The organism is Streptomyces sp. NPDC090032, from assembly GCF_044748025.1.
Lineage (GTDB): Bacteria > Actinomycetota > Actinomycetes > Streptomycetales > Streptomycetaceae > Streptomyces.
The window spans coordinates 70,595-95,974 of sequence record NZ_JBIVFF010000014.1; the positions used below are offsets into that span (position 1 = coordinate 70,595).

General features: G+C 68.9%; 24 protein-coding genes and 2 pseudogenes. 12 read left to right on the plus strand and 14 right to left on the minus strand.

Annotated elements, in window-relative coordinates; genetic code table 11:
- Positions 1-15 precede the first annotated feature (15 nt).
- Complete coding sequence (locus tag ACIPWY_RS30980; protein ID WP_393698467.1) at positions 16-630, plus strand: DUF4126 domain-containing protein; 615 nt, start codon at positions 16-18, stop codon at positions 628-630.
- Between the two features lie 59 nt (positions 631-689).
- Positions 690-2,192 carry a phytoene desaturase family protein gene (locus ACIPWY_RS30985; RefSeq protein ID WP_393698465.1) on the plus strand — a complete coding sequence of 501 codons (1,503 nt, stop codon included), beginning with the start codon at positions 690-692 and terminating at the stop codon, positions 2,190-2,192.
- A 19-nt stretch (positions 2,193-2,211) separates the two neighbouring features.
- Here ACIPWY_RS30985 and ACIPWY_RS30990 read toward each other — a convergent pair whose 3' ends face one another.
- The 3 genes from ACIPWY_RS30990 to thiE all read right to left on the minus strand — a co-directional run bounded on the left by ACIPWY_RS30990 (position 2,212) and on the right by thiE (position 4,829).
- Positions 2,212-3,075 (minus strand): hypothetical protein, encoded by an 864-nt coding sequence (locus ACIPWY_RS30990; RefSeq protein WP_393698463.1) that lies wholly within the window; start codon positions 3,073-3,075, stop codon positions 2,212-2,214.
- 47 nt (positions 3,076-3,122) lie between these two features.
- The gene (gene metF / locus ACIPWY_RS30995) at positions 3,123-4,043 is read right to left on the minus strand and encodes a methylenetetrahydrofolate reductase [NAD(P)H] (RefSeq protein WP_362900032.1); all 921 of its coding nucleotides are present in this window, start codon (positions 4,041-4,043) and stop codon (positions 3,123-3,125) included.
- 138 nt (positions 4,044-4,181) lie between these two features.
- Positions 4,182-4,829 carry a thiamine phosphate synthase gene (gene thiE, locus ACIPWY_RS31000; protein WP_362900107.1) on the minus strand — a complete coding sequence of 216 codons (648 nt, stop codon included), beginning with the start codon at positions 4,827-4,829 and terminating at the stop codon, positions 4,182-4,184.
- 372 nt (positions 4,830-5,201) lie between these two features.
- Here thiE and ACIPWY_RS31005 point away from each other — a divergent pair, with 372 nt between their 5' ends.
- Both ACIPWY_RS31005 and ACIPWY_RS31010 read left to right on the plus strand, forming a co-directional pair.
- Positions 5,202-6,485, plus strand: a complete 1,284-nt coding sequence (locus tag ACIPWY_RS31005) for a class I SAM-dependent methyltransferase (RefSeq protein WP_401535935.1) — start codon at positions 5,202-5,204, stop codon at positions 6,483-6,485.
- Between the two features lie 737 nt (positions 6,486-7,222).
- A complete protein-coding gene (locus tag ACIPWY_RS31010) occupies positions 7,223-7,453 on the plus strand; it encodes a hypothetical protein (protein ID WP_401535937.1) in 231 nt (76 codons plus the stop codon).
- A 213-nt stretch (positions 7,454-7,666) separates the two neighbouring features.
- Here the strand turns inward: ACIPWY_RS31010 and ACIPWY_RS31015 are convergent, their stop codons facing one another.
- On the minus strand, positions 7,667-9,433 hold the full coding sequence (locus ACIPWY_RS31015) for an RNA-guided endonuclease TnpB family protein (protein WP_393705285.1): 1,767 nt from the start codon (positions 9,431-9,433) through the stop codon (positions 7,667-7,669).
- A 414-nt stretch (positions 9,434-9,847) separates the two neighbouring features.
- Here ACIPWY_RS31015 and ACIPWY_RS31020 point away from each other — a divergent pair, with 414 nt between their 5' ends.
- The 6 genes and pseudogenes from ACIPWY_RS31020 to ACIPWY_RS31045 all read left to right on the plus strand — a co-directional run bounded on the left by ACIPWY_RS31020 (position 9,848) and on the right by ACIPWY_RS31045 (position 13,403).
- Positions 9,848-10,720 (plus strand): helix-turn-helix domain-containing protein, encoded by an 873-nt coding sequence (locus ACIPWY_RS31020; RefSeq protein WP_393705277.1) that lies wholly within the window; start codon positions 9,848-9,850, stop codon positions 10,718-10,720.
- A gap of 69 nt (positions 10,721-10,789) precedes the next feature.
- Positions 10,790-10,942: pseudogene (locus ACIPWY_RS31025) on the plus strand (IS5/IS1182 family transposase); the annotation flags it as partial.
- Positions 10,918-11,118 (plus strand): annotated as a pseudogene (locus ACIPWY_RS31030) (DUF6009 family protein); the annotation flags it as partial. The pseudogenes ACIPWY_RS31025 and ACIPWY_RS31030, both read left to right, overlap by 25 nt.
- A gap of 93 nt (positions 11,119-11,211) precedes the next feature.
- Entirely contained in the window at positions 11,212-11,796 is a 585-nt protein-coding gene (locus ACIPWY_RS31035; RefSeq protein ID WP_401535940.1) for a hypothetical protein, read from the plus strand.
- Positions 11,797-11,864: 68 nt separating this feature from the next.
- The gene (locus tag ACIPWY_RS31040) at positions 11,865-12,497 is read left to right on the plus strand and encodes a DUF6461 domain-containing protein (RefSeq protein WP_393705275.1); all 633 of its coding nucleotides are present in this window, start codon (positions 11,865-11,867) and stop codon (positions 12,495-12,497) included.
- A gap of 285 nt (positions 12,498-12,782) precedes the next feature.
- Positions 12,783-13,403, plus strand: coding sequence for a GNAT family N-acetyltransferase (locus ACIPWY_RS31045; RefSeq protein WP_393705274.1), 621 nt, complete (start codon positions 12,783-12,785; stop codon positions 13,401-13,403).
- Positions 13,404-13,680: 277 nt separating this feature from the next.
- Here ACIPWY_RS31045 and ACIPWY_RS31050 read toward each other — a convergent pair whose 3' ends face one another.
- From ACIPWY_RS31050 to ACIPWY_RS31065, 4 genes are all read right to left on the minus strand, one after another.
- Entirely contained in the window at positions 13,681-13,896 is a 216-nt protein-coding gene (locus tag ACIPWY_RS31050; RefSeq protein ID WP_393705273.1) for a hypothetical protein, read from the minus strand.
- A 68-nt stretch (positions 13,897-13,964) separates the two neighbouring features.
- Positions 13,965-14,123 carry a hypothetical protein gene (locus ACIPWY_RS31055; protein WP_393705272.1) on the minus strand — a complete coding sequence of 53 codons (159 nt, stop codon included), beginning with the start codon at positions 14,121-14,123 and terminating at the stop codon, positions 13,965-13,967.
- 169 nt (positions 14,124-14,292) lie between these two features.
- Entirely contained in the window at positions 14,293-15,159 is an 867-nt protein-coding gene (locus ACIPWY_RS31060; protein ID WP_393705271.1) for a DNA ligase, read from the minus strand.
- A 120-nt stretch (positions 15,160-15,279) separates the two neighbouring features.
- Positions 15,280-17,316: a pentapeptide repeat-containing protein gene (locus ACIPWY_RS31065; RefSeq protein WP_401535944.1), complete on the minus strand. Its 2,037-nt coding sequence runs from the start codon at positions 17,314-17,316 to the stop codon at positions 15,280-15,282.
- 289 nt (positions 17,317-17,605) lie between these two features.
- Here ACIPWY_RS31065 and ACIPWY_RS31070 point away from each other — a divergent pair, with 289 nt between their 5' ends.
- On the plus strand, positions 17,606-17,830 hold the full coding sequence (locus ACIPWY_RS31070; RefSeq protein WP_401535946.1) for a hypothetical protein: 225 nt from the start codon (positions 17,606-17,608) through the stop codon (positions 17,828-17,830).
- 167 nt (positions 17,831-17,997) lie between these two features.
- Here ACIPWY_RS31070 and ACIPWY_RS31075 read toward each other — a convergent pair whose 3' ends face one another.
- Entirely contained in the window at positions 17,998-18,450 is a 453-nt protein-coding gene (locus tag ACIPWY_RS31075) for a hypothetical protein (protein WP_401535948.1), read from the minus strand.
- Between the two features lie 332 nt (positions 18,451-18,782).
- Entirely contained in the window at positions 18,783-19,667 is an 885-nt protein-coding gene (locus ACIPWY_RS31080; RefSeq protein WP_401535950.1) for a recombinase family protein, read from the minus strand.
- On the opposite strand from ACIPWY_RS31080, the gene ACIPWY_RS31085 reads away from it, so the two are divergent.
- A complete protein-coding gene (locus ACIPWY_RS31085) occupies positions 19,666-20,586 on the plus strand; it encodes a transglutaminase-like domain-containing protein (protein ID WP_401535952.1) in 921 nt (306 codons plus the stop codon). The genes ACIPWY_RS31080 and ACIPWY_RS31085 overlap by 2 nt on opposite strands.
- Here the strand turns inward: ACIPWY_RS31085 and ACIPWY_RS31090 are convergent.
- The 4 genes from ACIPWY_RS31090 to ACIPWY_RS31105 all read right to left on the minus strand — a co-directional run bounded on the left by ACIPWY_RS31090 (position 20,576) and on the right by ACIPWY_RS31105 (position 25,133).
- The gene (locus tag ACIPWY_RS31090; protein WP_401535954.1) at positions 20,576-21,205 is read right to left on the minus strand and encodes a recombinase family protein; all 630 of its coding nucleotides are present in this window, start codon (positions 21,203-21,205) and stop codon (positions 20,576-20,578) included. The genes ACIPWY_RS31085 and ACIPWY_RS31090 overlap by 11 nt on opposite strands.
- A 156-nt stretch (positions 21,206-21,361) precedes the next feature.
- Positions 21,362-22,558 (minus strand): TniQ family protein, encoded by a 1,197-nt coding sequence (locus tag ACIPWY_RS31095; RefSeq protein WP_401535956.1) that lies wholly within the window; start codon positions 22,556-22,558, stop codon positions 21,362-21,364.
- Entirely contained in the window at positions 22,555-23,469 is a 915-nt protein-coding gene (locus ACIPWY_RS31100; protein ID WP_401535958.1) for a TniB family NTP-binding protein, read from the minus strand. Before ACIPWY_RS31100 ends, ACIPWY_RS31095 begins: the two co-directional genes overlap by 4 nt.
- Positions 23,466-25,133: a Mu transposase C-terminal domain-containing protein gene (locus ACIPWY_RS31105; RefSeq protein ID WP_401535960.1), complete on the minus strand. Its 1,668-nt coding sequence runs from the start codon at positions 25,131-25,133 to the stop codon at positions 23,466-23,468. The genes ACIPWY_RS31100 and ACIPWY_RS31105 overlap by 4 nt, the downstream gene beginning before the upstream one ends.
- Positions 25,134-25,380 lie beyond the last annotated feature (247 nt).

The window sequence follows — 25,380 nt, forward strand, 5'->3', positions numbered from 1 at the left end:
GTTACGATCACGTCCGTGTCCGTACTCCCCCTGGTCTTCACCAGCGGCTGGGCGAGCGGGATCAACGCGTACGCGGTGGTCCTGCTGCTCGGCGTCTTCGGCGCGACCGGGCTGACCGACGAAGTCCCCGAGTCGCTCCAGCGCACCGACGTGCTCATCGCCGCCGGGGTGCTGTTCCTGTGCGAGGCCGTCGCCGACAAGATCCCTTACGTGGACTCGCTCTGGGACACCGCGCACACGGTGATCAGGCCGGTGTCGGGGGCCGTCGTCGGCGCTCTGCTCGCGGGCCAGAGCGGGTCGCTCTCCGACCTCGCGGCGGGCGCGGTCGGCGGGTCGACGGCGCTGGCCAGCCATGCCGTGAAGGCCGGGACCCGGATGGCGATCAACACCTCGCCCGAGCCGTTCACCAACGTCGCGATGAGCACGGCCGAGGACCTCGGCGTCGCCGGGATCATCACGTTCGCCATGTTCCATCCCGAGGCGGCCGCGATCATCGCCGCCGTCCTCCTCTTCCTCGGTCTCTTCATGCTGTACTTCCTGATCTCGCGGATCCGGCGCTTCCTGCGGCGCCGGGCGCAGCGGCGCGAGGAGCGGCGCATCGCCCACCGGACCGGGGCGCCACCGGGCTGATCCGGCCCCCGGCCGGGCTGTCGGCGAGGGTGTCGGTGGCGGCCGATAAAGTCGCTGACATGGCACGGATTGCGGTGATCGGCGCCGGGATGGGCGCGATGGCGGCCGCTGCCCGGCTGGCCGTGGCAGGCCACCGGGTGGCGGTGTACGAGCGCTCGTCGACGTACGGCGGGGCGCTCGGCGGCTTCACGCGGGACGGCTTCTCGTTCGACACGGGCCCGGGACTGCTCCAACTGCCCGCGGTGTACCGGGACTTGTTCATCAAGACCGGCAAGCAGCCCCTGGAGGACGCGGTCGGGCTGACGCAGGTGGAGCCCGCCGTGCGGCATGTCTTCGCGGACGGCACGGCGATGGACCTGCCGAACGCGCGGCGCGGGGGCATCGCCGACGCCCTGGACGCGGCGCTCGGCGAGGGCTCGGGTGCGCGCTGGTCGGCGTTCATGAACCGGGCGCGTGAGGCCTGGGACCGCACCCGGCGCCCGCTCCTCGAAGAGCCCCTGTGGCCGAACTGGCGGATCCTCGCGGACCGCGAGCCGTATCCCGCGGTGGTCCGCCGCCGGATGCTGCGCAAGGACGTGACGGCGACGACGCTGTCCGAGGTCGCCACTCTTGAGCTGGGCGGGGATCCGCGGCTCGTGGCGCTCCTCGAGCAGTACGCGCTCGCGTCCGGCCTCGATCCGCGTACGGCGCCGGCGAGCGCGGCCGTGCTGCCGTACATGGAGCAGACCTTCGGCGCCTGGGCGGTGACCGGCGGGATGCGGGAGCTGGCGCGGGCCGTGTACGAGCGGTGCCTTCAGCGGAAGGTCGCGTTCGAGTTCGACGCGCCGGTGACGCGGATCGTGGAGAAGGACGGCCGGGCGGCGGGCGTGGAGCTGGCCGGAGGCAGGGTCGAGGAGGCCGACTTCGTGGTCGCCGGTGTGGCGCCCGGTGTCCTCGAAGCACTGCTGCCCGGGCGGGCGCTCAGGGGCGAGGACGACGTGCCGCCGCAGTCGGCGCTGCCGAGCCGGCTGACGGTGTTCCTGGCGCTGCGCGGCGGACGCCCCGGCGACGCCCCGCACCGGACGGTCGTGCACACGGCGGACCGGGACGCCGAGCTGGCCTTGCTGTTCGGCGGCGGGGGCACAGCGGTGACGGAGCGGCCGACGGTCACGGTCCTGCGTCCCGACGACGCCTCCGTGGCGCCGGACCCGGACCATGAGGCGGTCACTGTGGTGGTCACGGTGGCGCGCGGCGCGCGCGTGACGGACGCGGACGTGGAGCGGGTCGTCGACGCCGCCGGGCAGGCGGTCCCCGGGCTGCGCGACCGCCTGCTGTGGCACGAGGTCCGCACGCCGTCCGATGTCGCCGAAGCGACGGGCGCGGACGGCGGTTCGGTGCCCGCGCCGGCCCTGGCCGCGGCCTCCGGCCGGCTTCTGCACCCGTCGAACAGCACGCTCGTCCCGGGCCTGTTCGCCGTCGGAGGCTGGTCACACCCGGGCGGCGGTCTGCCGCACGCGGGTATGTCGGGCGCGCTGGCGGCCGGGCTGATCGTGGAGGGTGCGGACTTCCGCGGCTCGCAGTGACGGCCCGCGCCCGCCGGGCTCAGTAGCGGTACTGCTGCTGCTCGTTGTAGCCGGAGCCGCCGTCGTAGCCGCCCTGGCCGTTCTGCTCGTACGGGTAGGGCTGCTCCGGGGGCAGTTCACCGCCGTACTGCTGGTGCTGGTCGTCGCCGGTGCGCTGCTGGGGCACCCAGACCCCGCCGGGCGGCGTCTCCATGCCGTAGCCGCCGTTCGCGTACGGGTCGCCGTACTGCTGTCCCGTGCCGTACGCGTCGTCGTACTGCGGCTGCGCCGGGTAGGTCTGCGTGCCGATGTACGGGTCGGAGTAGGCGGCGTACTGCTGCTGGCCGTTGTCGTAGCCGTACTGCTGCTGGTCGTAGCCCGCGTACGCGTCGTAGGCGTAGCCCTGCGCGGCGGGGTCCGTCTGGGCCGCGGCCGGGGTGTAGACGCCGTACTGGCCGGTGTCGTCGGGCATCGGCTGCGGCGCGTAGACCGACGTCACCTCGGCCGCGGACTCGAGATCCGGGGCATGGGGAGCGTCCGGGGCAGCGGACGCGTGCTCCTCGTATCCCTCGTACTCCAGGTCGGAGACCTCGAGGGTCGGGTCCTGGTGGACCGGCTCCTTGATCTTGCGCCGCTTGCTCGCGCCCGGGTTCCCGCCGAGCGCCCAGCCCGTGGAGAAGCCCCTGCGGAACGACAGCGTCACGTACGTCTGGCCGACGGCGAACGTGATGGCGCCGACCCCGATGACGATCACCGACGGGATCAGCACCCCGAGGACGACGCCCAGGAAGCCGACGAAGGCGAGCAGCCGGAAGCGCAGCCGCGCCTTGTACTGGAGCAGTACCTCACCGAGCAGCCACAACGCGACGATTCCGAACGCGATGTAGAGGACCGTCCAGCCCATGTACGCCCCTCTCGTACGGCCGCCGCCCCTGGTGGAATACGGCCGGGTCAGGCCCGCTGGTCGTGCAGGCCCAGATTCTCGTAGATCTCGAGTGTCGCCGTGGAGTTGTTGAGCGTGATGAAGTGCAGACCCGGAACGCCCTCGTCCAGCAGCTTCGCGCAGAACTCCGTCGCGAACTCGATGCCAATGGAGCGTACAGCCGCCGGATCGTCTTTGGCTGTGAGGATGCGCTCTTTCAGGGCGGGCGGGAACGAGGCGTTGCTGAGCTGCGGCAGCCGTTCCAGCATGCGCACGCTCGTCACCGGCATGATCTCGGGGATGACGGGGGTGTCGCAGCCCGCTGCCGCGACCCGGTCGCGCAGCCGCAGATACTCCTCCGGGTAGAAGAACATCTGAGTGATCGCGTAGTCGGCGCCTGCCCGGCACTTGTCCACGAAGTGCCGCACGTCGGAGTCCCAGTCCTCGGAGCGCGGGTGCATCGCGGGGAAGGCCGCGACGCCGACGCAGAAGTCGCCCGACTCCTTGATGAGCTGGACCAGTTCGGCGGCGTAGGTCAGACCCTCGGGGTGCGCGACCCAGTCGGCCATGGGGTCGCCGGGCGGGTCGCCGCGCACGGCGAGGATGTTCCTGATGCCCGCGTCCGCGTACTGGCCGATGATGTTGCGCAGCTCGGCCACGGAGTGGTCGACGGCCGTGAGGTGGGCGACCGGGGTCAGGGTCGTGTCGGCGACGATCTGCTCCGTCTCGCGGACGGTGCCGGCGCGGGTGGAGCCGCCTGCCCCGTACGTCACGGAGACGAAGTCGGGCGCGACGGCCTCGACCCGGCGCAGCGCGTTCCAGAGGTTCCGCTCACCCTTCGGGGTCTTCGGCGCCGAGAACTCGAACGAGAAGGTCGTCTTGCCGGTCGCGAGCATGTCGCGCACGGTGCGTGCGCGATCAGTCCTGGTGGAAGCGGTGCCTAGGGCCATATGGGCAGGTTAGCCACGGGAGCGCCCTCTCCATAATCTTCGTCCACCCTGCGGACACGCGTCTTGACGGGGCGCGACCGGCTGACGGGGCGCGACCGGACGAATCGGGCCGTACGACGCATCAGGCCGTACGGCGGATCAGGCCGTACGCAGCCGCTTCGCGAAGTCGGCCGCCGCTGCACCCGGGTCGTCGGCCTCGGTGATGGCGCGGACGACGACGACGCGGCGGGCGCCCGCTTCGAGCACCTCGTCCAGATTCCCCGCGTCGATGCCGCCGATCGCGAACCAGGGGCGGTCCGTGCCGAGCGAGGCCGTGTGGCGCACCAGGTCGAGACCGGGTGCGTACCGGCCGGGCTTGGTGGGGGTCGGCCAGCAGGGGCCGGTGCAGAAGTAGTCCACGCCGTCCTGGACGGCGGCCGCGGCGGCCTCCGTGTCGGCGTGCGTGGAGCGGCCGATCAGGACGTCCTCGCCGAGGATGGCGCGGGCGGCCGCGACCGGCAGGTCACCCTGGCCCAGGTGCAGCACGTCGGCGCCGGCGGCGTGGGCGACGTCCGCCCGGTCGTTGACCGCGAAGAGCTTGCCGTGGCGGGCGGCGGCGTCGGCCATGACGGCGAGGTGCTCCAGCTCCTCGCCCGCCTCCATGCCCTTGTCACGCAGCTGCACGATGTCCACGCCGTTCGCCAGGACGGCGTCGAGGAACTCGGGGAGGTCGCCCTGGCGCTTGCGGGCGTCCGTGCACAGGTACAGCCGGGCGTCGGCGAACTGGGCGCGCTGCGTGGCGGCCATGGCCATGGGTGAGTCCCCCCTGGTCGGTGGCGTGGGGGGGGCGGGGGGGGGGGGCCCCCCCCCCCCCCCCGGGGGGGGGGGGGCCCCCCCCCCCCGCGCCCCCCCCCACGCCCGGCGTCCGGCGACAGCTTGGGAACTCGTTGATTCGACGCCACGGGTGTGGCCTTCTCGGCCCGGGACTGACAGAGCCAGTGCGGAGCCGGATCGCCTCGCACAGGGACCCTCACTCCCGCATGCGTCGGCGGGCCCGGCCCAGAGGCAATGCGGGGCCACCGTAGCGACGGATTGGTCCGAGACGGCGCTTTTTTTCGTAAAGCCCTCTGAAGATGCACACGAACCCGCCATAGGAACGGCGGAGAACGGAGCACCCCAATGATCTCGCCGGCCCAGCGGCTCGCCACGCTCCTGGAGAACGTTCTCGGAGGCCCGCTTCCCGTACGGCTGCGCGCCTGGGACGGCACCGAGAGCGGTCCCGAGGGAGCCCCCGTCGTGATACTCCGCTCCCGCCGGACCCTGCGCCGACTGCTCTGGCAGCCCGGTGAACTCGGTCTGGCCGAGGCCTATATCAGTGGCGATCTCGACATCGAGGGCGACCTCGCCGACGGTCTGCGCGCCCTGTGGCAGAGCCCCCAAGCCGCCCCCAGGCCCGGAGCCGCACAACTCGCCTCCGCCGTACTGACCGCCGCACGGCTGGGAGCCCTCGGCCCCCGGCCACCCGCCCCCGCGCGCCGGGCCCATCTGCGCGGCGCCCGCCATAGCACCACCCGAGACCGCGCCGCCATCAGTCACCACTACGACCTGTCCAACGACTTCTACGAGCTCCTGCTCGACCCCTCGATGGCGTACTCCTGCGCCTACTGGACCAGGGAGTACCCCGAGTACGGCCTGGCCGAGGCTCAGCGCGACAAGCTGGAGCTCATTTGCCGGAAGCTGAATTTGCGGCCTGGAGCACGCCTGCTGGACATTGGTTGCGGCTGGGGTGCACTCGCTCTGTACGCGGCCGAACATCACAAGGTGCAGGTCACCGCGGTGACCCTCGCCCGCGAACAACGCGACGCCGTCCTTGCCCGGGTGCGCGAGCGAGGCCTCGGCGACCTGGTCGATGTCCAGTTGCGGCACTACCGCGACATCAAGGGCGGCCAGTACGAGGCGGTGACCTCCATCGAGATGGGGGAGCACGTCGGAGACGAGGAGTACGGCGACTTCGCCGCACTACTGCACCGCGCCCTCAGGCCCCAGGGCCGGCTGCTGGTGCAGCAGATGTCGCGAGGCACGCGGGCCCCGGGCGGAGGCGCCTTCATCGAGACCTACATTGCCCCCGACATGCACATGCGCCCCCTCGGCGAGACCGTCGCCCTGCTGGAGGGCGCAGGACTCGAGGTGTCCTCAGTGGAGTCGATGCGTGAGCACTACGTGCGAACCATCACCGCCTGGCATCACACGCTGGAGGACCGCTGGGACGACTTCGTCGCCCTGGCCGGCGAGCAGACCGCCCGGGTCTGGCGGCTGTATCTGGTCGGCGGGGGACTCGCCTTCGAGGCACGGCGCATGGGAGTGGACCAGATCCTCGCGGTACGCCCCGACATCCTCGGCGCAACCGGCATGCCGCGTACGCCCGCCTACTGGTATCGGACAGACGAAACGACACCATGGTGAACCGACACGAGCTCAACCCCTTCACCACGGGCGCCTGTTCGAGTCGAGGCCAGCCGTGACTGCGGCGGGGTGGGGAGCGAACCCCACGCGCCGCTCATGATGGGTGCCGCGCCCACTGATCGGCGACAGGGATGACTTGGAGCTCGTCGTCGATGACGGTCCAGTAGCGCGTGGGCGAGGGCAGGGTCACGGGGAACGCCCGCATGTGTCGCGCCGATGCTCTGACGGCTCATGCAACAATCCGCCACAGAGCCACACCCCCCGAGTACGAGCGTCTCAACACCAACGAAGACGACTCGCACCACGTCACGCCACAGCTTCAGACCCCCATAGATGGTCGCGCCGCTGCTGGACGGCGAGGCAACCATCAAGCGCCTGCATCGCGGTATGGCTAGTGCCTCACAACTCGGCCTATGAGCCGATCCCGGCGACGACGCAGCCATCCTCGACAAGGTCGTTGCCGTACTCCGCACCGTCTGACGGCCCGCGGTTGCCCACCTGGCTTGTCGGAAAGAAGCAAGCGACAGCGTTTGTCGGTGACTGCGACAGGAGCTGGAATCGCGCCGAGTCGGTGTCGATGAGTTTTGGGCTCTGGCACAGATCTTGGGAAGCCGTCGCAGAGCGCCACGTCGGTGTTGGACTGCGAGGGGGCAGGTTCATGTGAGACCGCGCACGCCTTGCCGTCTGGCGACCGAGAATGACGCTCCATCAGGTCTCTGGTCGTCTGGTCAACGGCCATGGGCGAGGAAGACCGCGCCGATCTCAATGACGTCCTGGCCCGCTGCCCCGAACTGGACACGGCCGCCGGGCCTATCCGCGACTTCGGCGAGATACTCACCGGCCGCCTCGGCGCCCGGCGTTTGAACCTTGGCCTGTCAGAACGAGGCGCCGGAGCCTGGCCATGCAGGAGACATGGAGGGGTGAAGACCGACGCCGAGGCGCGCGGTGTGCTTGCGGACGGTTTCTGACGGGGGGCGAGTGGGAGGCGCTCACTCGTCCGAAGCGTCGTGGTGCAGCTGTCGATCTGCCAGAACACGGATCGTCCCAGGCGCGCAGAGGGCGGCGGCTGAATGGCCTGGGGGGCCTTCGGCGGTAGCTGCCCTGCCGCGTTGGTGTGGTGCTGTGCTGGGACGCCCGGGAATCACTCCCCGGGGGTGGCACCGGCGTCAGCCGGTGTCTTCTCACTTCAACGCCCCTTGCCCCGGACCCTTGCGGGCTCTGGGACTTCCAGCGGCTCGGTGAGCGTTTTGGGTCTCCCCCCTATCGGAGGCGACCGTCTTGAGCTGCCTGTGCGCCGCGTCAACGATGTTCGCGGTGCTGTTCTCGTGTCGGTGCACGACCGCACCACACGAGAGGCAGTGGAACATACTGCACAAGGGGTCGAAGCTTGGGTTTGGCTCCTTGCACTTCGCGCAGGTGCCGGTGATGGGCTCGCCTTGGTCGAGGACGACGAGCTGTGAGCCGTACCAGGCGGTCTTGTATGCGAGCTTGTTGCGCAGGCTGCCCAGGCCGGCGTCCAGGAGATGCCGGTTGGACCGGGCCTTGGCCTCAACGTTCTTGCCCGGCTTGTCCCGGGTGCCTTTGGCCGAGGTGGTGAGAGCGGTGATGTCCAGGTCTTCGATCGCGACGTGCGTGAAGGCGGTGGCCAGCTTCTTGGACAGGCCGTGCAGGAACGAGGCGCGTCGCACCGTGATCTGCTGGTGGACGCGGGAGACCCGAGCGGTGGCCTTCCTCCACCGCCCCGATCCCTGTTGGCAACGGGACATCGCGCGCTGGGCCTTCGCGAGCTTGGCCAGGCCGTCGGTCAGTAGACGGGGGTGCTGGACGAGGGCGCTGGCGGGGTCGGTCGGGTCGAGGGGACTGGACAAGGCGGCCAGGTAGTGGGAGCCGAGGTCGACGCCGACGAGCCCGCCGGTGCGCTGGCGGGCGGTGGGACGGCCGATCTGTTCGACGTGTCCGCCGTTCTCGGCGGCCTCCCCGGCCTGGGTGCGGCTCAGGCACCGGGTGCGGGTGCCGTCGTCGCGGACGTGCTCCCACAGCACGGGCACCTCCTGCTGCACCTTGGCCAGCACAGACGCGTACCAGCGGTGGCCGCCGCGGGTGACGGTCACGGACTGGATGACAGCCTGCCCGCGGTCCACGAGCCGCGCGAGGCGCTTGCCGGAGTCGTGGATGCGGATGCTGCCCAGGCCTGGCATCATCAGGCGCCGGTAGCCCTCCAGGCGGATGATCGGCCTCTTCACGTCGTGGAAGAGAGCGAACGATTCTGAGTGGCCCTTCTTCTTGAAGCGGGGGTATCCCTGGCGCCGGCCGGCGCGGCGGCCGGCGATCGACTCCTGCCAGCACTTCCAGGCGGCCTGGGCGCGGTCGAAGCCGGAGGTGAAGCAGTAGACGTTGACCTCCCCCCACCAGGGACTGCCGCCCTCCTCCCTGGGCAGATCCCGTTCCATCCGCCACAGGGCGCTGGTGTCGGTGGCGGTTGGCGTGCGGAAACCAGCACTGAACGCCTGGACCTTGAGCGCGTTCACCGTGGCACGGCCTTCGGCCAGCAGCTCGCGTACCGCGCTGATACCGGCGGCGTCCGCGCGGGCGGCGGCCAGCCGTCGGACGAGAGCCTCCTGCCCGGCCGGGGGCTGCATCGCGGGCAGCGGCGGCTTGCCGACGACAGTGAGGCTGAGGCTCTTGCGGTGGTGGTCCCACACCTTGATCCGGTCGGTGAGCTCGGCGCCGTCGGCCTTGATCCGCTCCTTCGCCTCGGCTTCACTCAGCCCCGCCTCGAGGTAGGCGGTACGGCGGTCGGCCCATGCCTGGTGGGCTTGGGTCTTCTTGGCCAAGGCGTAGTTGTAGGCCCACCGGCAAGCGCCGGCATAGCGCGACAGGGCGGCGCACTCGGCATCGGAGGGGTCCAAGGTGAACCGGTACGCCCGCAACACCTCCGTTTTGGGCATCGTCACGGCGGCAGGTCCGTGTCCTGGCCCTGCGGGATCAGATTTCGCCGCCACGCGCGGTGTACCTCCGGTTCCAAGTCGCTGTTCGGGACCGCAGGTTGCCATGGGGCAGGGGTTGCTGATCAAGGGCCATAGCGGCGTGTTCGTCGGCCAGGAGAAAAGGACTCTTACACTGGCATTTGCCAGAGCTCAGGGGGTGCAAAAGCCTTCGCCGACATGTGAACCAAGCGCCCGTGCCTGTTTTTTTGATCCCTCCCGGCTGACGCCCGGCGGTTGTCGTTACGGGGCACATGACGAGGTCACAGTCCGCTTTGACTGCCCGCCTAACACGACGGCGTGGCGCGTGATCAACAATCCCCACTCCATGACAACCTGCGGGCCCGCACGACGACTTGGACTCGGAGGTAGACCGCCGTGGCGGCGAACAGCAATCCCACCCTCAGAAAGCGCCGCCTGGGAGCCGAGCTCCGCCGGCTCCGTCAGGCCAGCGGGCTGACGAGCACAGAAGCAGCTAAGCGGCTCTTGGTCTCCCAGCCCAAGATCAGCCACATGGAGAACGGCCGCCGCGCCATCCACCCCCGCGACGTACGCGATCTGTGCGCGATCTACGGGCTAACGGACCAGCAGGTCATCGACTCCCTCATGCGGATGGCCAAGGAATCCGGACGGCAGGACTGGTGCAACGTCTACGGCGACATTCCCCATAGCCTCTACGTCAGCCTGGTGTCAGGCGCCGCCACCGTCCACGCCTACCAACTCGTGATGATCCCCGACCTGCTGCAGACCCCCGCCTATGCCCAGGCCGTCATCGAGGAAACCATCCCCCTCCTCACTGCCGAACAGGCCGCCGCCCGCCTCAAGGTGCGCCTACGCAAGCAGCACCGGATCTACGACCCGGCCGGCCCGCTGCGCCTGTCGGTCATCGTGGACGAATCGGCACTACGCCGCGTCGTCGGCAGCCCGGACATCATGCGCGAACAGCTGGAGCATCTGAGCACACTCGGCGCGGAGCCCCACATCACCGTGCAGGTCCTCCCCTTCACGGTGGGCGCCCACCCGGGCTTCGCAGGACGATTCTGCATCCTGAGGTTCGCCGACAGCCCCGAGGCAGTGGTGCACGTGGAACGGGGGGGCAGCAGCGATCTCTACCTGGACAAACCATCCGACGTGCAGCACTACAGCGCGATGTACGACCACCTCCAGGCCCAAGCGCTCAGCCCCGACAACAGCTGCGACTTCATCACCGACGTCACCGAGGTGTACGTCGACGCGGCGAGCCGCCCCTAACTGATGGTTTCAGAATGAAGTTCAATGTGGGGCTTGGTGGTTGGGTGTTGTATCGGCAGGATTTGGTAGGTGTCTGCTGACCTTGTGCCTGATGATCTGTGGGAACGTGTCGCGCCGCTGTTGCCGGCCCGTGCGCCTCGACGGCATCGGTATCCCGGGCGACTGCGGGTGGATGATCGGGCTGCGTTGCGGGGCATAGTTTCCGTCGCCGGGTGTTCTGGCTGCTGCCCCACGACCGCGACACTCAGCCCAAGGGACTGTACGAAACCGGCGCCCCCGCAGAGGCCGTCGACCCGCGCACCCTGGCTGCTGGCACCAAGGGCTACAAGACGGAGCGCTCCGAAGGTGGTCCACCTTCCAGGGCGATGCGGGAGCTGGGCATAACGCTTCGCCTCTGAGCGAGGAATTACTGCAGTTCAGGGGAGGAACTGTCTGCGCCGTGACGGGCGGTGATGCATAGCAGCGCCGCCGGTTGAGGCGTGCCGAGTTGAGTGGGGGAGAGGCCCAATGCTGTTTACCGTGCTGGGGCGTCGATCCGTAAGGGTGCGCCGCTGAACTATCTGCCGGACCGGCGCGGCAGCACTGGCCTGCATGGCGAGCGCAACAAGTACGGCCGTGACCCCGACGCCAACCGCAGGGTCATCTGTCCCGACAAGTGGGCCGCGGAGTCCGGCCACCCGGCCTCCACGACGGTCACGGACATCTCTGCGTCGGACATACTGACCTGCGACGAGTTCACCTTCGCCGCCACGTACAACAGCGGTGGCATGCCGACGGACATGGAAGGCACCAACCCGGTGACCTCGGGGGACCAGTGCCTGCAGACCTTCTCCAGGAAGCTGACGTCCAGCGGCTACTGGCATCTGTTCGACGACGACCGTCGGGCCGCGCCGACCTTCAAGGAGGTGTGCGGCCGCTCCACAATGTCGGGTTGGGTGAACTCCACCTCGATGAGCCGCTTCCCGACCTTCGCCAAGCAGCTTCGGCTGCTGGATGAGGATCTGTACTTTGTGAGGACCCCGGGCTTCGAGAACTGCGACGCCTCCCAGGCCGTCGTGAAGTGCGACATCAGGTAAGTAGTCCGGTAGCACCGGCTGGGGGCGGCGCCAAGCGTGCTGCCCCCAGCATCCGTTGGAGGACGAAGATGAACGACGACGGCATCGCGTGGATCGCACGCGCTGACCTCTCCTGGCTCGGGTACTGCGTTACCCTCGCCCACGGACTGACCCCGGAGGAGTTGGTCACCCGCCTCGCCAGCGATCAGGAGCCCGCCCCCCTAGGGGGCCACACCGCAGCGGAGTTGGAGGCACACCTGGCGCGGCAGGACCGGGAGCGAGGCACGAGTGACAGCATCGCAGTGCGATACGGCGAGGTCGACGGGCTGGCCTTCGCGGTAGCGCACGGCGACAACTGGCCTGGCCGAATGGGCCCCGGATACACCGACGGCCTCTCCGGCGACGGCGCCGACGTATTCCAGTTGTACTGGGAGCAGGAGAACCCCAAGCTGCCCCCACCCCTCTTCACCTACTACCACGACGGACAGTACATGTGCGGCTTCGACATGTTCATGCACACGTGGTCGCATGAGATCACCGGAACTCGCCCAGATCTCATCCGCAGTGAAGTTGAGAACGCGGGTATCTCCACGGAGACGGACCGGAACGTTGCCCACCTTGAGTCCCTCAAGATCATTGAAAGCAGGTTTGATCTCAACTTGCCCAAGGAGTTGGTGCTGCACGGAGAGCTTCCTGCTGCACTGATCGCAGGGCAGTCCTAGGGAGCGCCGTCACCGTGAGCCTCAACAGGGTCACGTGCAGGGTTTCGCCGTCGACGCTGTGGGTGATCAGCATGATGGCCTCCCGTGTCCTCGGGCCCTACTCCGCCCCGGCGGACCGGCACGCGGGGCTGTCCGGCCTTCAAGGATGACAGTAGGGCGGCGTTACTGATCTCGGCGTATCAGGGTCATGGCGTGCGATGAGGGGACGGCCCTGACTTGCTTCCGGCTGCCGCTCCCGTCCACCTGATGGATATGCCTTGCTGTTCCCGTGTCGGAGAGCTGATCATGACGCCGTTGCCGGGGCTGATCGACAGCAGAAGAGGGGGCTTTGTGGACGGTTTCTATGATGTGGGCCCCCTCATGGGCCAGCTCGTAGTGCTGGAACCCTTGGGCATGGAGCATGTCCCTGGCCTGGTAGCAGCCGCTCAAGGAGGCCGGGATCGCTATGCCCTGACCGGGGTTCCTGCGGACGAGACGGAGGCGCGTGAATACGTCGCGCGGACCATCGCCGGGCGCGAGACCAATTCTGTCGTGGCGTTCGCGACCTTCGACCGTCGCACGAAGCGAGTCGTGGGATCGACTAGGTTCTGCAACTTCGAGCACTGGCGGTGGCAGGAGAAGCATCGGCGGCGTGCGGCAGAGATCCCGGACGCGGTCGAGATCGGCGGTACGTGGCTCGCCCAGGACGCGCAGCGCACGGGTATCAACCGGGAAGCGAAACTGCTGATGCTGCGGGTCGCTTTCGAACGGTGGGCAGTGCACCGGGTGCGCCTGCGCACTGATGCCCGCAACGAACGTTCGCGCGCACCCGGACACGGGCGCCACCCCGGCCGCCACGGGTGCGTCGCAACTCCTGTCAGCGCATCAGCCGCCGAAGGGCTCGCGCGGGCCGGGCCCCAGTCTTGAGAGCGGTCGCACGCTGGCACAGGCGGCGGAGACGACTGTTGGAAGATCTCTCAGCAACCCCTCACCTTCACCCTGATCGTTGACCGAACGGACGGAGCGAGAGCGCTTCGGGAATCCCGAAGTGTCTTCAGGCTGCGAAGTCCCGCGCGAAAGGGGACGAACCTCCAGGCCACGGGGTTCAGGACTCGGGGAGACTCAGGGCAACCCACGGGATGTCGCACAAGAGGCTGGGCGCTTCCAGCGGTAGAAGCGCCCGCACAGGAGAGCTCTCAAGGGCTCAATGCCCGCAGTACGGGCACCGTCCGCTGCGGCGGCCGCGGGTCTCGACCGTGATGCCCTGTTCCCGTAGTCGCCGCAGCTGGTAGGCGATCGACGACGAGGAGGAGACCCCGACCGCCGCGGCGAGGTCGCGCACGGAGGGAGCCTCTCCGTACTGGGTGATCCACTCCCGGGCACTGCGGATGATGCGTATCTGGCGGTCGGTGAGCGTCACGGCCGCACCTGGATGCGGGAGAGCTCCTTGAGGGCCATGCGGGCCGCAGGCGTGCCGGCGGGCGTCTGTCAGTACGGGTGCCCGGCGATGATCCTGGACAGCTCCTGCAGGCGCCAGCGGTAAGCAGCGGTGCCGTTGGCGGGTGAGGCGCTGGCGAGCTGCCAGTACGCGTCGTACCAGGCCGTCTGGGCCTCCACGAGGTCGCGGGGGAAGGTGTTGGGGTCCATGCCTTCGATTAGATCGCATGTTCGAATTTGAAGCCAAAGAGACAGAGTGTATTTCGCGTCTCGGATTGCGGCTGCGCCGATGGTCCTGCGTAGCGGCGAGAAGGCCTTGAAGGTCAGCCTGAGTGCTCGCTTTTCCGCTAGCGAAAAGTAGCGTCCCCTGTCGGCTGCGCTACCTGACCCGCGTCACCGTCACCACGGCGTGCCTGGTCGTCCCTGCGAGGACTTCCACTACGAGACCCTGGCTGGTCGTCACGTAAGCCTCGCCGGCCGACGTCCGAGCCCGGCGCCCCGGGCCCGCGGCGAGGACGTGCCGGGCGATATCCGCAGCGACGGGAGCCGTCAGCGCCTGCGACAGCACGCGGCTTCCGTCCGGCAGCCGCACCGCCACACGATGAGGCCTGGATGCCGGGCCGACGTACCCGACGACGTCGGCGTCGACGGTGTCCGAGTGCCGCACCTTCTTCCAGATCCGCCCGGCCCGGTACGGGGACGTGGCGCGCTTGCAGACGACGCCCTCGATGCCCTGGCCCTGAAGCGTGTCGTACCAGAGCTGCGCGACGTCCGGATCATCTGTGGCGGGGACGGCTTGGATCGGGGGCGGCACGTCGTGGAGCAGGTCGAGGAGGAGGGCGCGCCGCTCGGTGTACGCGCGGCTGCGGACGTCGCCGAGTTCGGGGTGGGCGAGGAGATCCCAGACGGCGTATGAGGCGGGGAGCACAGCGGCGAGCTCGCGGGCGCGGGCCGGGCCGGAGGCCGCGCGGGACTGCGCGGCCGCGAAGTCGACCCGCCCTTCGTTGTAGATCACGGCCTCCCCGTCGAGGACGGTGCCGGGGCGTAGCGAGTTCATGCCGGCCACGGCCAGATCCATCCACGCAGAGGTCACCGTCCGCCCAGACCGGGCCTGCAGCCGGACGGTCTCGGCATCACGCCACAGGACGGTGCGGTGCCCGTCGAACTTGATCTCGTACCACCAGCCCTTGCCGCGGGGCAGCGTCGGCACGGCCTCGGCGAGTGCGACAGCGACGGGGTACTCCACCTGGCCAGCCTGTGGCGGCCGAGCCACGGGTGCGCGCTGGCCTACGCTGCGCGGGCGGCGCCTGTGGCGCGACTCGCCAGTGCCCGAGCACGCGGGTAGGGGTTCTACTGTTCCGTCGAGTCAGCGTTTGACACGGTTGCGGACGGCCAGGAGCGCCAGGCCCAGAAGGACGGGCTCGGTCACACGGGACGCCATCTCGATGTATGTGCCGGAAGTGGTCAGGTCTTGGTCGGCAGAGCGGAACACCACTGAGTTGAGGGTGACGTTCAGGGCCTGTTCGAAGCGCTTGCCGGTGAACCTTTCCCCGGTGGGGTTCTGGGGATCTGCCTTGTCGATCTCGAAGGTGACGGTGCCGCCGCCGGCCGGGACGGTGCCGGTCGCTGCCTGTTTCGGGGCGTCCTTCGGGAGACCGAGGCCCATCAGCAGCACGATGGTGACGAGCATGGCGGCGCCGAGCCACGCCAGCGCCCGGGAAGCGCGCATGCCGTAGCCAGACAGCGCCCAGTAGGCAGTCAGAAGACCCCGCTCGCTTCGGGGTATGTCGTCGGCGTGGCGGCGCATCTCCATCTCCCCGTAATAGAAGTCGGCGGCCCCAGGCTCGTGCTTGCCATCCTCGAACGCTTTGCGAAGCGCGCGGTATACCGGCGCCAGTTGCAACGGCCCGACGCGCCCGGCGCCGAACACGGCCACGTTCCAGCCCGGGACGGCCCCTGGTTGGCTCGCGCGCCAGTGGTGTTCTTCGGCGAGGGTGCGGCGTTGGGTGAACCGGATCGGACGCCAGCCCCGCCAATGCATTGCGGGCGGGACCGTGCCGAAGGTGCATGCGCCCTCCAGCCGTATCTGGTCCAGGTGCACGGTCCCGGTGAACAGGCATTGCGACAGATCGACGTCGGCGAGAACCAGATGGGCCGCGTCCACCCCACGCATCGAGGCCATTCGCACCGTGGCGTCAGGCGCGCCGGCAAAAGCCTGTTCTGTCACTGGCCGCCCGTCGGAGAGCATGAAGGGGGCGGCCTCCGCGGCGATCGTGAGGGGGTACTCGAAGACGGCATGGGAGAAGTCCACCGTGGCGTAGCGCAGCCGCAATTCGGCCGTCGACATCCAACGGGTTCGTCGGCACTCCACCCGGCGTGCCACGCACGACAAGGTCATCGGACCGCCGAACACCGCACCAGCCAACGACACCCTTCCGGCACACACAAACGGTCCAAGGTCAACCGGACTCTTGAAGGTTGCCGACCCGAACCAGGCGTTGTCCTCGAAGGTCGCTGACTCGAAACGGGCGCTGCCCTCGAAGGTCGCCGAGCGGAACCAGGAGCTGCCTCTGAAGGTCGCTGACTCGAACCCGGCGTGGCCCTCGAAGGTCGCCATCCCGAAATCGGCCATGCCCTTGAAGGTCGCTGACTCGAACCTGGCGCGGCCCTTGAAGGTCGCTAACTCGAACCCGGCGTCGTTCTCGAAGGTCGCCGAGCGGAACCATGGGCCGCCCTCGAAGGTCGCTGACTCGAACCCGGCGTGGCCCTCGAAGGTCGCCATCCCGAAATCGGCCATGCCCTTGAAGGTTGCCGATCCGAACCAGGCGTTGCCCTTGAAGGTCGCCGACTCGAACCTGGCGCGACCCCTGAAGGTTGCCGACCTGAACCAGGCGTTGCCCTTGAAGGTCGCTGCCTCGAACCTGGCGTTGTCCTCGAAGGTTGCCGACTCGAACCCGGCGCGACCCCTGAAGGTTGCCGACCCGAACCAGGCGTTGTCCTCGAAGGTTGCCGACTCGAACCCTGCGTGGCCCTCGAAGGTCGCCGACCCGAACCCTGCGTCGCCCTTGAAGGTTGCCGACTCGAACCCTGCGTGGCCCTCGAAGGTCGCCGACCCGAACCCTGCGTCGCCCTTGAAGGTTGCCGACTCGAACCCGGCGTGGCCCTCGAAGGTCGCCGACCCGAACCCTGCGTTGTCCTCGAAGGTCGCTGACCCGAACCCGGCGTCGCCAAGGTGAGGTTGTCCGGTGCCACGGTCATGAAGAGCGCGGAGGAGCTTGTGGAGAAGCTGGGCAGTGAAGAACGTGCCGCGGTGGTCGACATCGGCTCCAGGCTGCAGGCTGGCCAGGTAAGCATCCCGCTCGGTGTCAGCAAGATGCGCCAGACAAGCGGTGTGGCCACGCACGCGAATGCCGCGACAGCCCACAGGATCGTCTGGGGCAGCTCCGTGACCGCAGCGAGGCCAGGGAAGCGGCGGCTCCGGGGATGGTGTGGTCATACACCAAGGGACGATCAAGCACGGCCGACAGTTGCCGTCCCCGGCGCCCTCCCCACAACACGGAGCCCCTGGAGACGCCAGGCCACCACGGCCGGCGGGGCTGAGGCCCGGCGAACGCCGTCTGGATCCCGGATAAGCTCACGTATCCGAGCTGCATGCTGCGTAGAGCGGCAGTTGCCGCCCGTACGATGATCACGTGACAGTCCGCCGCACCCTTGGCACCGGGCCCCAGGACGCGCACAGCATCCGCGCCGCCCAGGCCGACCTCCTCGACGCACTCCCCGGAATCCGTCTCCCCGACCTTGACGAGCTGCGGGACCGCGGAGTGCTCGGCGTCCACCCGGTGACGTCCCCGAGCCCGCGGCGGATTCTTGGAGCCGGCGGCCGCACGATCGCCGATTCGCCCGACCTCTCCGCCTGACGCATCCTCAGGCCCCGTGCCGAGGGCCCGATAGAGTCCCTTCGGCGTCACAGTTATGCCGGTAGCAGTGACCGTTCTCCTACTGCCTGGACATCAGGGGCCGGTGGTAGCGCTGCATGCTGAAGGCCGAAAGGGGTGGCCCTCACGAGGGCCACCATGGAGCTGCCTCAGACCTTCTCTACGATCACGCAAGACACCTTGCTGCGCAGGTCCGCCCCTACGCTCCCGGTGTCCGAGTTGATAAGGGCCGATTTTCCGGTGAAGCCCCCGTGCTCGAAGAGGGTGACCTTCAGCCCCTTGGAGACGATGATCGAGCTGATGGAGTCGTTGGGCAAGGTCAAGTCAGCGATGTCGTATCTGCCCGGTGCCAGGCTCTGACTCTCGCCCTTGAACTCGGCCTGCGTGAACACGACGGCGCGAAGCCCCTGCTCCGACGCGTCAGTGTCGTCCAGGACCCTTGTGACCGCCGGGCCGGGGGATTTGCCGAAAAGCTGAGCCCAAACAGAGGTGTCCATGCCGGTGGAGGCGCCGGTGGAGGCGCCGGAGCTGCCACTCCAGGCGCTGCCGCCAAAGATGTTGTCGAGAAATCTCGGTTCGGCGGTGTGGTCCTCTTCAGGCATCTTGGGTTTCCTCCCCGTAGTGACAGAGTGTTCTGCTCTATCGCGAATGCGTGGGTTCATCGTGTCGCAGAGGAATCAAGGGACCCAGCGGATCGCCGAGCTCGGCTGAGAGGTTCATCCCTCGGGACTTGGCCATCAGCATCAGCAGGCTCGCCCTGGCCTCGCAGAGGTGGTCAGCCGCTTCACCTAGACCGGCACCGCCGGTCCGTCGTAGCCGCGCTCGGTGCACCAGACAAGCTAGGACAGCACTGCCGCCCGGCGGGTGTTCCAGGTGTTCACCGCCGCGGTGCCCTACAGCGGCTCCAGGGTCGGCCAATCACCGAGTACCGCCGTCACTTTGGCGTCGGCAGCACGGACGGGCGAGCGTTCGGGACGAGGGAGTCCCGGCCGGCGGCCAACTCCGGCACGTACTTATAGAGCGTCGTCCGCGAGATGCCCAGGAGCTTGGCAATCGACGTGATGGTGTTCTCCGGATCGGTCAGCAAGCCGCGAGCGTGGCGCACCTGTTCCTCCGTCATGGCGGGCGGCCGGCCGATCCGTTCACCACGGGCCCGCGCGGCCGACAGGCCCTCGTGGGTGCCCTGCACGATCAGTTCACGGATGAACTCCGCGAGCGCCGCGAAGACATGGAACACCAGGCGGCCGCCGGGCGTGGTGGTGTCGAGGGATTCGTGCAGCGACTGGAAGCCGATCCCGCGCTTCCGCAGGCCGGAGACGATCGAGATCAGGTCTTGGATCGAGCGGCCCAACCGGTCGAGGGAGGGCACCACCAGGGTGTCGCCGGGCCGGAGGTAGTCCAGGCACTTCCACAGTTCCTCGCGCTCCGCGTTCTTGCCGGACTTCTTGTCGGTGAAGACCCGTACGCAGCCGGCTGCCGTCAGCGTCGCGATCTGCCGATCGAGCAACTGGCCTTTCGTGGACACACGCCCGTACCCGACTCGAGCGCCGGACACGTTGGCCGGGAAGGTTTCCATCTGGCTGTCGGCGTCTGCCCACTCCGCGGTAGTCGTCATGCACGGCAGCGTACAGAAAAGGGCCTCAGTGAGTTCTTGAACACCCTGACTTGATGAACACCCTTTTTGAACACGGGGAGTCGATTCTCCGGCCCGAGTTGCTGTCAGCTTCCGGAGTCGTCTGCGCTGATGTCCGAAGCGGCCTGCATGCCGGGCATTCATCCATGGACATTTCCAGGGGAAATTTGACACGGTGGCGGCCATGCCCATCTCCCGCCTCGCCTCGGATGCTGCCGCCTTCTACGCCGCCCAGAGCACGTTCTCCGACCCCGGGGACCTCGCGTCGCTGTACGCGGCCCTGCCGGGCGATCCGCGCGAACTCGCCCGGATCGCCCGGGATCTGATCGTCCACCGGCTGGAGGGCGACATCTTCGAGTGCACCATCCCGCAAGACCGGCTGCACAACGACGCCGAGACGCGCTACATGGACGACATCCTGCGGATCGTCATCGTCCGCAATGACGCACCGCTCTCCCAGCGCCGTGCGCCGGGCGACCGCTTCGTGGGCATCTGCCGCGACATCGCGCTGCTGCACTGCTCGTTCTTGCGGCACGCCGGTATACCCGCCCGGATCCGCTCCGGCTTCGCCGACTACTTCGGTACGGACGGCTTTCACTTCGATCACGTGGTCACCGAGTACTGGGACCCCGTCCGCGGCTGGCTGCTCGCCGATGCGGAGCTGGCGGACCCGCTGGTTGTGGAGAGGCACCAGGTGGGCTTTGATCCTGTGGACGTCCCGCGCGACCGCTTCCAGGTCGCCGGCGATGCCTGGCAGCACATCCGCACCGGCGGGGCCGACCCGAAGTCCTACGGACTGCCGCTGCCAGACGGGCCGCTGGTCGGGGAGTGGTTCGTGGCTGGCAGCATCCGTCTGGACCTCGCGGCGCTCAACAAGGTCGAAACGCTCCTGTGGGACGTCTGGGGAGTCGGGGCCAGCAGCGACAATGAAATGACGGACGACATCCGCGAGTTGTACGACGAAGCAGCCCGAGTGACGGCCGGTGAGGTGTCCTTCGCCGCGGCACGGCAGCTCTTCACGGGAAACGACGGGCTGCGCACACCGCGAACAGTGACCTCCCTCGCCCCATTCAACGGCGCGAGGAAGGTCACCCTCAGGGACTGACCTCGGATCCAGGCGCCCTGGGAGTCGCTTCTCTGAAGTAGCGGTGCAGCGATGTCTTGGGGATGCCGGTCTTGGCCGCGATCTGGCCGAGGCTGCTGCCCTGTTCCTTGAGGAGCTTGGCGTATTCAATTTTGTCGTCGGTGTGGGCGACGGGGCGGCCGATGCGCCGGCCGGCGGCTTCGGCGACGGCGCGGGCGTGGGCGGCGCGTTCGGCGGTGAAGGTGCGTTCCATTTCGGCGAAGAGGGCCAGCAGGAGGAAGGCGATGCGGCCCATGCCTTCGTCGGTGGTGTTGATCGGCAGCGGGTCGGCCAGGGAGCGCACGCCGATGTTCTTCTCCCCGAGGTCGTGGACGAGGTTGAGGACTTCGCGCAGGTTTCGGCCGAGCCGGTCGAGGGTGTACACGACGACGGTGTCCCCGGGGCGGGCGTAGGCGAGCAGGTCAGCCAAACCGGGACGCTCCACGGTGGCGCCGCTCTTCTTGTCCACGTAGGTCCGGCTCTCGGGGATGCCCGCGGCGTTCAGTGCGTCGAGTTGGCGTTCCAGGCTCTGTTTGGTGGTGGAGACCCTCGCGTAGGCGAGTTCGAGCCCGCCCGCGGGGTGGTGGTTGTCGGTTCGCATGGCCGGACCGTACCGGAAGTCGGCTCCGTAAGGGAGTTCCGGAACGCCTTTTCTGGCACGACTTCCGGAACGGACCGGGTGGCGATCCTCCCAGGATGCACGTCTCCTGACAGCCCGTCGGGCGACCCGTTCCACTTCCATGGAAGTGGAACACCGTCAGATCAGATCGAGGCGGCCCAGTTCGCGGGCATCGGGCAGGAACTCGGCGGGGATGCCCTCCTCCCGCAGGCAGGCGCGTTCCTTCTCAAAGTCGTCCAGGGTGCGACAGCTGCCGGTGAGCATGCCGAGAATCTGCCGCGCGGTGTCCGGGTCGGTGCGGGCCTGGGTGAACGCCTCCTCCCACGCGGCCATGGCGTCCTGCCAGGCGCGTTGGAACGGGGAGGGCTCGTCGCCGTCGTAGATGTAGGGGAACTGGAACTGTAGTGCAGACCCCAAGCGACCGCGGGCGGTGATCAACCCGTCGGCGGCCAGGTGGAACGCCGTGGCGGCGGCGTCCCACATCGCCTCCCGAAGGTCTTCTCGCAGCTGTTCGAAGGGGCGCCAGACGTTCAGCCCGGCGCGTTCCGGGTGCCCGGTCGTTTGCCATATCTGCTGCAACACCGCCTTACCGAAGGTGCCTTGGCTGCTCGCGGCGAGGCTGACCTCGTCCAGGAGGGAGCGCAGGAGGCGGAACCACACCCCGGCATGCACGCTCCGGCCGGGCAGGGTGACCCGGCCGGTGGTGAGGGCCTGATGGGTGTGCCGGTCCAGGGAGGCGCGGGGCGCGGGCAGCGGCTCCCTGGGGATGTCCCGGCCCAGGACCAGCGCGGCCCGGACCTCGGAGACCTCCAGGAGCCGGCAGTCGTGCTCGACGCAACTGGTCATCAGCGCCAGCCGCCACATGAGCGACAGGCCGCGGTCCGGGTCGGCGATGCAGTCCGGGCAGGCGCGCAGGGCGGGGCGGGGAAGAAGCCACGGGCCTGCCCATTCCGGCTTGAAGCGCAGTACGTGATGTGTTGCGGCTTTGCGCGCGAACAGGACGGAGTTGTCGCGGACGTAGGTGTCGAAGACCTTCTGCGCGTCCTGGGCGCCGACGGGCACAGTGTCGAAGAGCCAGGGCACCCAGCCGGCCAGTGTCATCGACCGCAGCCGGGCGAGGTCCACGCCGGTCTTCTCCGCGAGCGCGGCGAGCATCGTCATCGGCGGGTCGATGTCGAGATCGGCCGACAGGGTCAGACCGACGAGGCCGAGGTTGTGCCGCAGCAGTTCGTGCACCGGCATCTCGTACAGCTCGGCGAGCCGCCCCAGCCATGAGGAGAGTGCTTCCAGCGGGCCGGGTGGCGGGTGCAGCGGCCAGCGCCGCGGCCCGCTCACGTCAGCTCGCGCTCGAACAGGCGGCGCCGTTCGCTCGGCCCGGCGTACGGCGCCAGCAGCAGCGTGCGCTGGTTGATGGCCTCCTCGCCGGACTCGATCGCCACAACGGCGGCGTCGGTGAGCAGGTGGGCGAGTTCGCCGATGGTGCCCTCGCTGCGGGTGAGTAGGTAGCCGGCCATCTCGGCACTCGCGATCGGCGAGGGCCTGCGCAGCGGGAACGAGGCGGCGAAGCTCGCCAGCAGCGAGCAGGCGTCCTCGTCCGCCTCCCAGCGCGGCAGGGTGAGCGGAGCGAACCGGTTCTCCAGCTGGTCGTCCGCGCGGATGGCCAGGTAGGCGTCCCGGGTGCCGACGCCGACCAGCGGGATGCGCAGCTCGTTGCCGAGATAGCGCAGCAGGTTCAAGAACTCCCGGCGCTTGTCGCCGCTGCCGCCGAGGACGTTGTGGAGCTCATCGATCACCAGCATCCGTACCTCGGCCGACCGCAGCAGCCGCAGCACCGTCTGCTCCAGGTCGGCCAGCCGGTAGCGCGAGCGCAGCGGTGCGCCGAGTGCGGCCAGCAGCGCGGTGTAGAAGCGGATGACCGTCGGCTCGGAGGGCATCTGCACTGCCAGGACCGGGATCTGTTCGCGGTCCGGATGCGAGATCGGCGGGTGGGAACGGCGGAACTTCTCCACGATCATCGACTTGCCGTTGTTGGTCGGTCCGATCAGCAGCAGGTTCGGCATGCGCTGCTTGGCCGGCCAGGCCAGCAGCGTCTCCAGGCGCTCCAGGGCCTCGGTGGCGCGCGGGTAGCCGATCCACCGGTCCGCTCGCACGTAGCGCAGGCGCTCCGCGTTTGGCAGCCGCGCGATCTGCTGCGCGGCTGGGCGCAAGTGCGCCAGGTCAACCGTGTCGTCCTGGTCCTCATTCACCACTGCTCGATCTCCTTGAACGGAGCGGCATCTGGCTTGTCGTCCTGCCCCGCGACCGGGGCGGGCGGCTTGGCCGGCGCCACCGAGCGGGGCCGGGACGCTGCCGCGACGTCCCGGCGCTGCCGGTCGCGGCGGGCCTTGCGGGTGGTGGCCGCGGCGGCGTCGGTGATCTCGCGCATCTGCGTCACCATGGCGAACAGCGCGTTCTCGTCGACCTCGGCGCGGCCCAGCTCGCGCAGCCGTGCCACGGCGGCCTTCTGCTCCCACGTGCTGATCGGCGGCCGTGACAGTGTTCGGTAGGGCACCTCGACATACGCGGTGCCGTCCGGGTCCAGGACCCAGATCCGGCTGATGTCGCGCGGGTCGCGGCGCAGTACGAACCGGCCCAGCCGCTCGCGGCGGGCGATCCACGGCTTGAGCGCGTCGCTGAAGTACTGCACGTGGTCGATCACGAACCCCGACCGCGACAAGGTCCTGCGGATCACAGGCAGGAAGTCGACCAGGAACGCCGTCTCGTTCGTCACGGTCACCGGCCGCGGCGCCTCGGTGACCTTGTCGGCCCACACCCCGGCCGGAGTGCGGCCGAGCCGCTCGTGGACCTCACCGTGATAGCAGGCCACCGCCAACGCCAGCCACTTCTGCAACTCGCGCAGGGCCAGCGCGGCCTTGCCGTCGCTGTCGTAGGCGCCGCGCTCAGAAGTGTTGGAGAACGTGGTGCCAGGCAGTTCATGCACCAGATGCATCATGGTGCCGATCAGCCGCTCGATGATCCCGCCGAAGTGGGGCAGGCCACGCGGCCGGTAGCGCAGGGCGATGCCGTGCTGGTCACAGCCGCGGCGCAGGGCCTCGCTCTTGAACTCCGCGGCGTTGTCCACGTACAGCGCGTGCGGCTTGCCGCTCATCGGCCACACCGCCTCCATGCCGAGGCGCTCCAGCCCCGGCCGTTTGTCTGTCGCCGCATGCGCCAGGCACAGCCCGACCGAGGTCGCCGACGGCGCCTCCAACGTCACCACCAGGCCCACTACGCACCGGCTGGCCACGTCGATCGCCGCCGTCAGGTACGGCCGGCCGATCGGCAGCCGGTGCCGCTCGTCGACCACGATCACATCCACCGGCGTGTGATCGATCTGGACCTGCTCCAATAGCCCGGTGACCGCGGGCGGCACACCCCCAGCCGACCGGAGAGGACGCGCCGCCTCGCTTCCCTCGCGCGCCGCGACCGATGCCACCGGGTCCAGCGCGGCAATCCGGCGGACCACCGTCCCCCGCGACGGGGACCGCAGTCCACGAGCCCGGCACTGCCTCATGATCTCCTTGCAGACGGCCGCCACCGAGCGGCGCTGCCGCGTCAAGTACCGCCTGCGCAGCACCTCCTGGACGACCGTCTCGACGTCACCGGACAGACGCCCGCCGCCCCGGCCCCCGCTGGAACGGCCCGGGAGCAGGTCCGACACCACGCCCTCACCCGCGCGCCACCGCCTTAGCAGTACGTACACCTGGCGCCGGGAGATCCGCAGCTTCGCGGCAGCCTCGTCCGCCTCGGCCAGCCCTATCGTGCCCTTCGCGGCGAGCGGACCGATCACCTCGGCCTGCCGCACCGCGGTCTCCCACGTCTGGGTCGACGCGGTCAGCACCCCACGCTCGGCCACCGGGCCCTCTGCCATCCGGAAGCCCCCCGTCGCGCACACGACTACGGACAACTCGACCGTAGCGCAGGCGATTTCGGCACGTCCGGCGAGTTCATACTCCCGTGCACACGACGCCGAATCCCCAGCTCATCCGTGCACGCGACTACGGAAACTGACAGTTGCCCCCGCAAGGAGTCGTGTCCAACAACCGATCGGTTGTCGGACACGGCGGTCGTGTGGCCCTCTCGACTCACCGAGGCCAGCGGCACCCACATGGGCACCT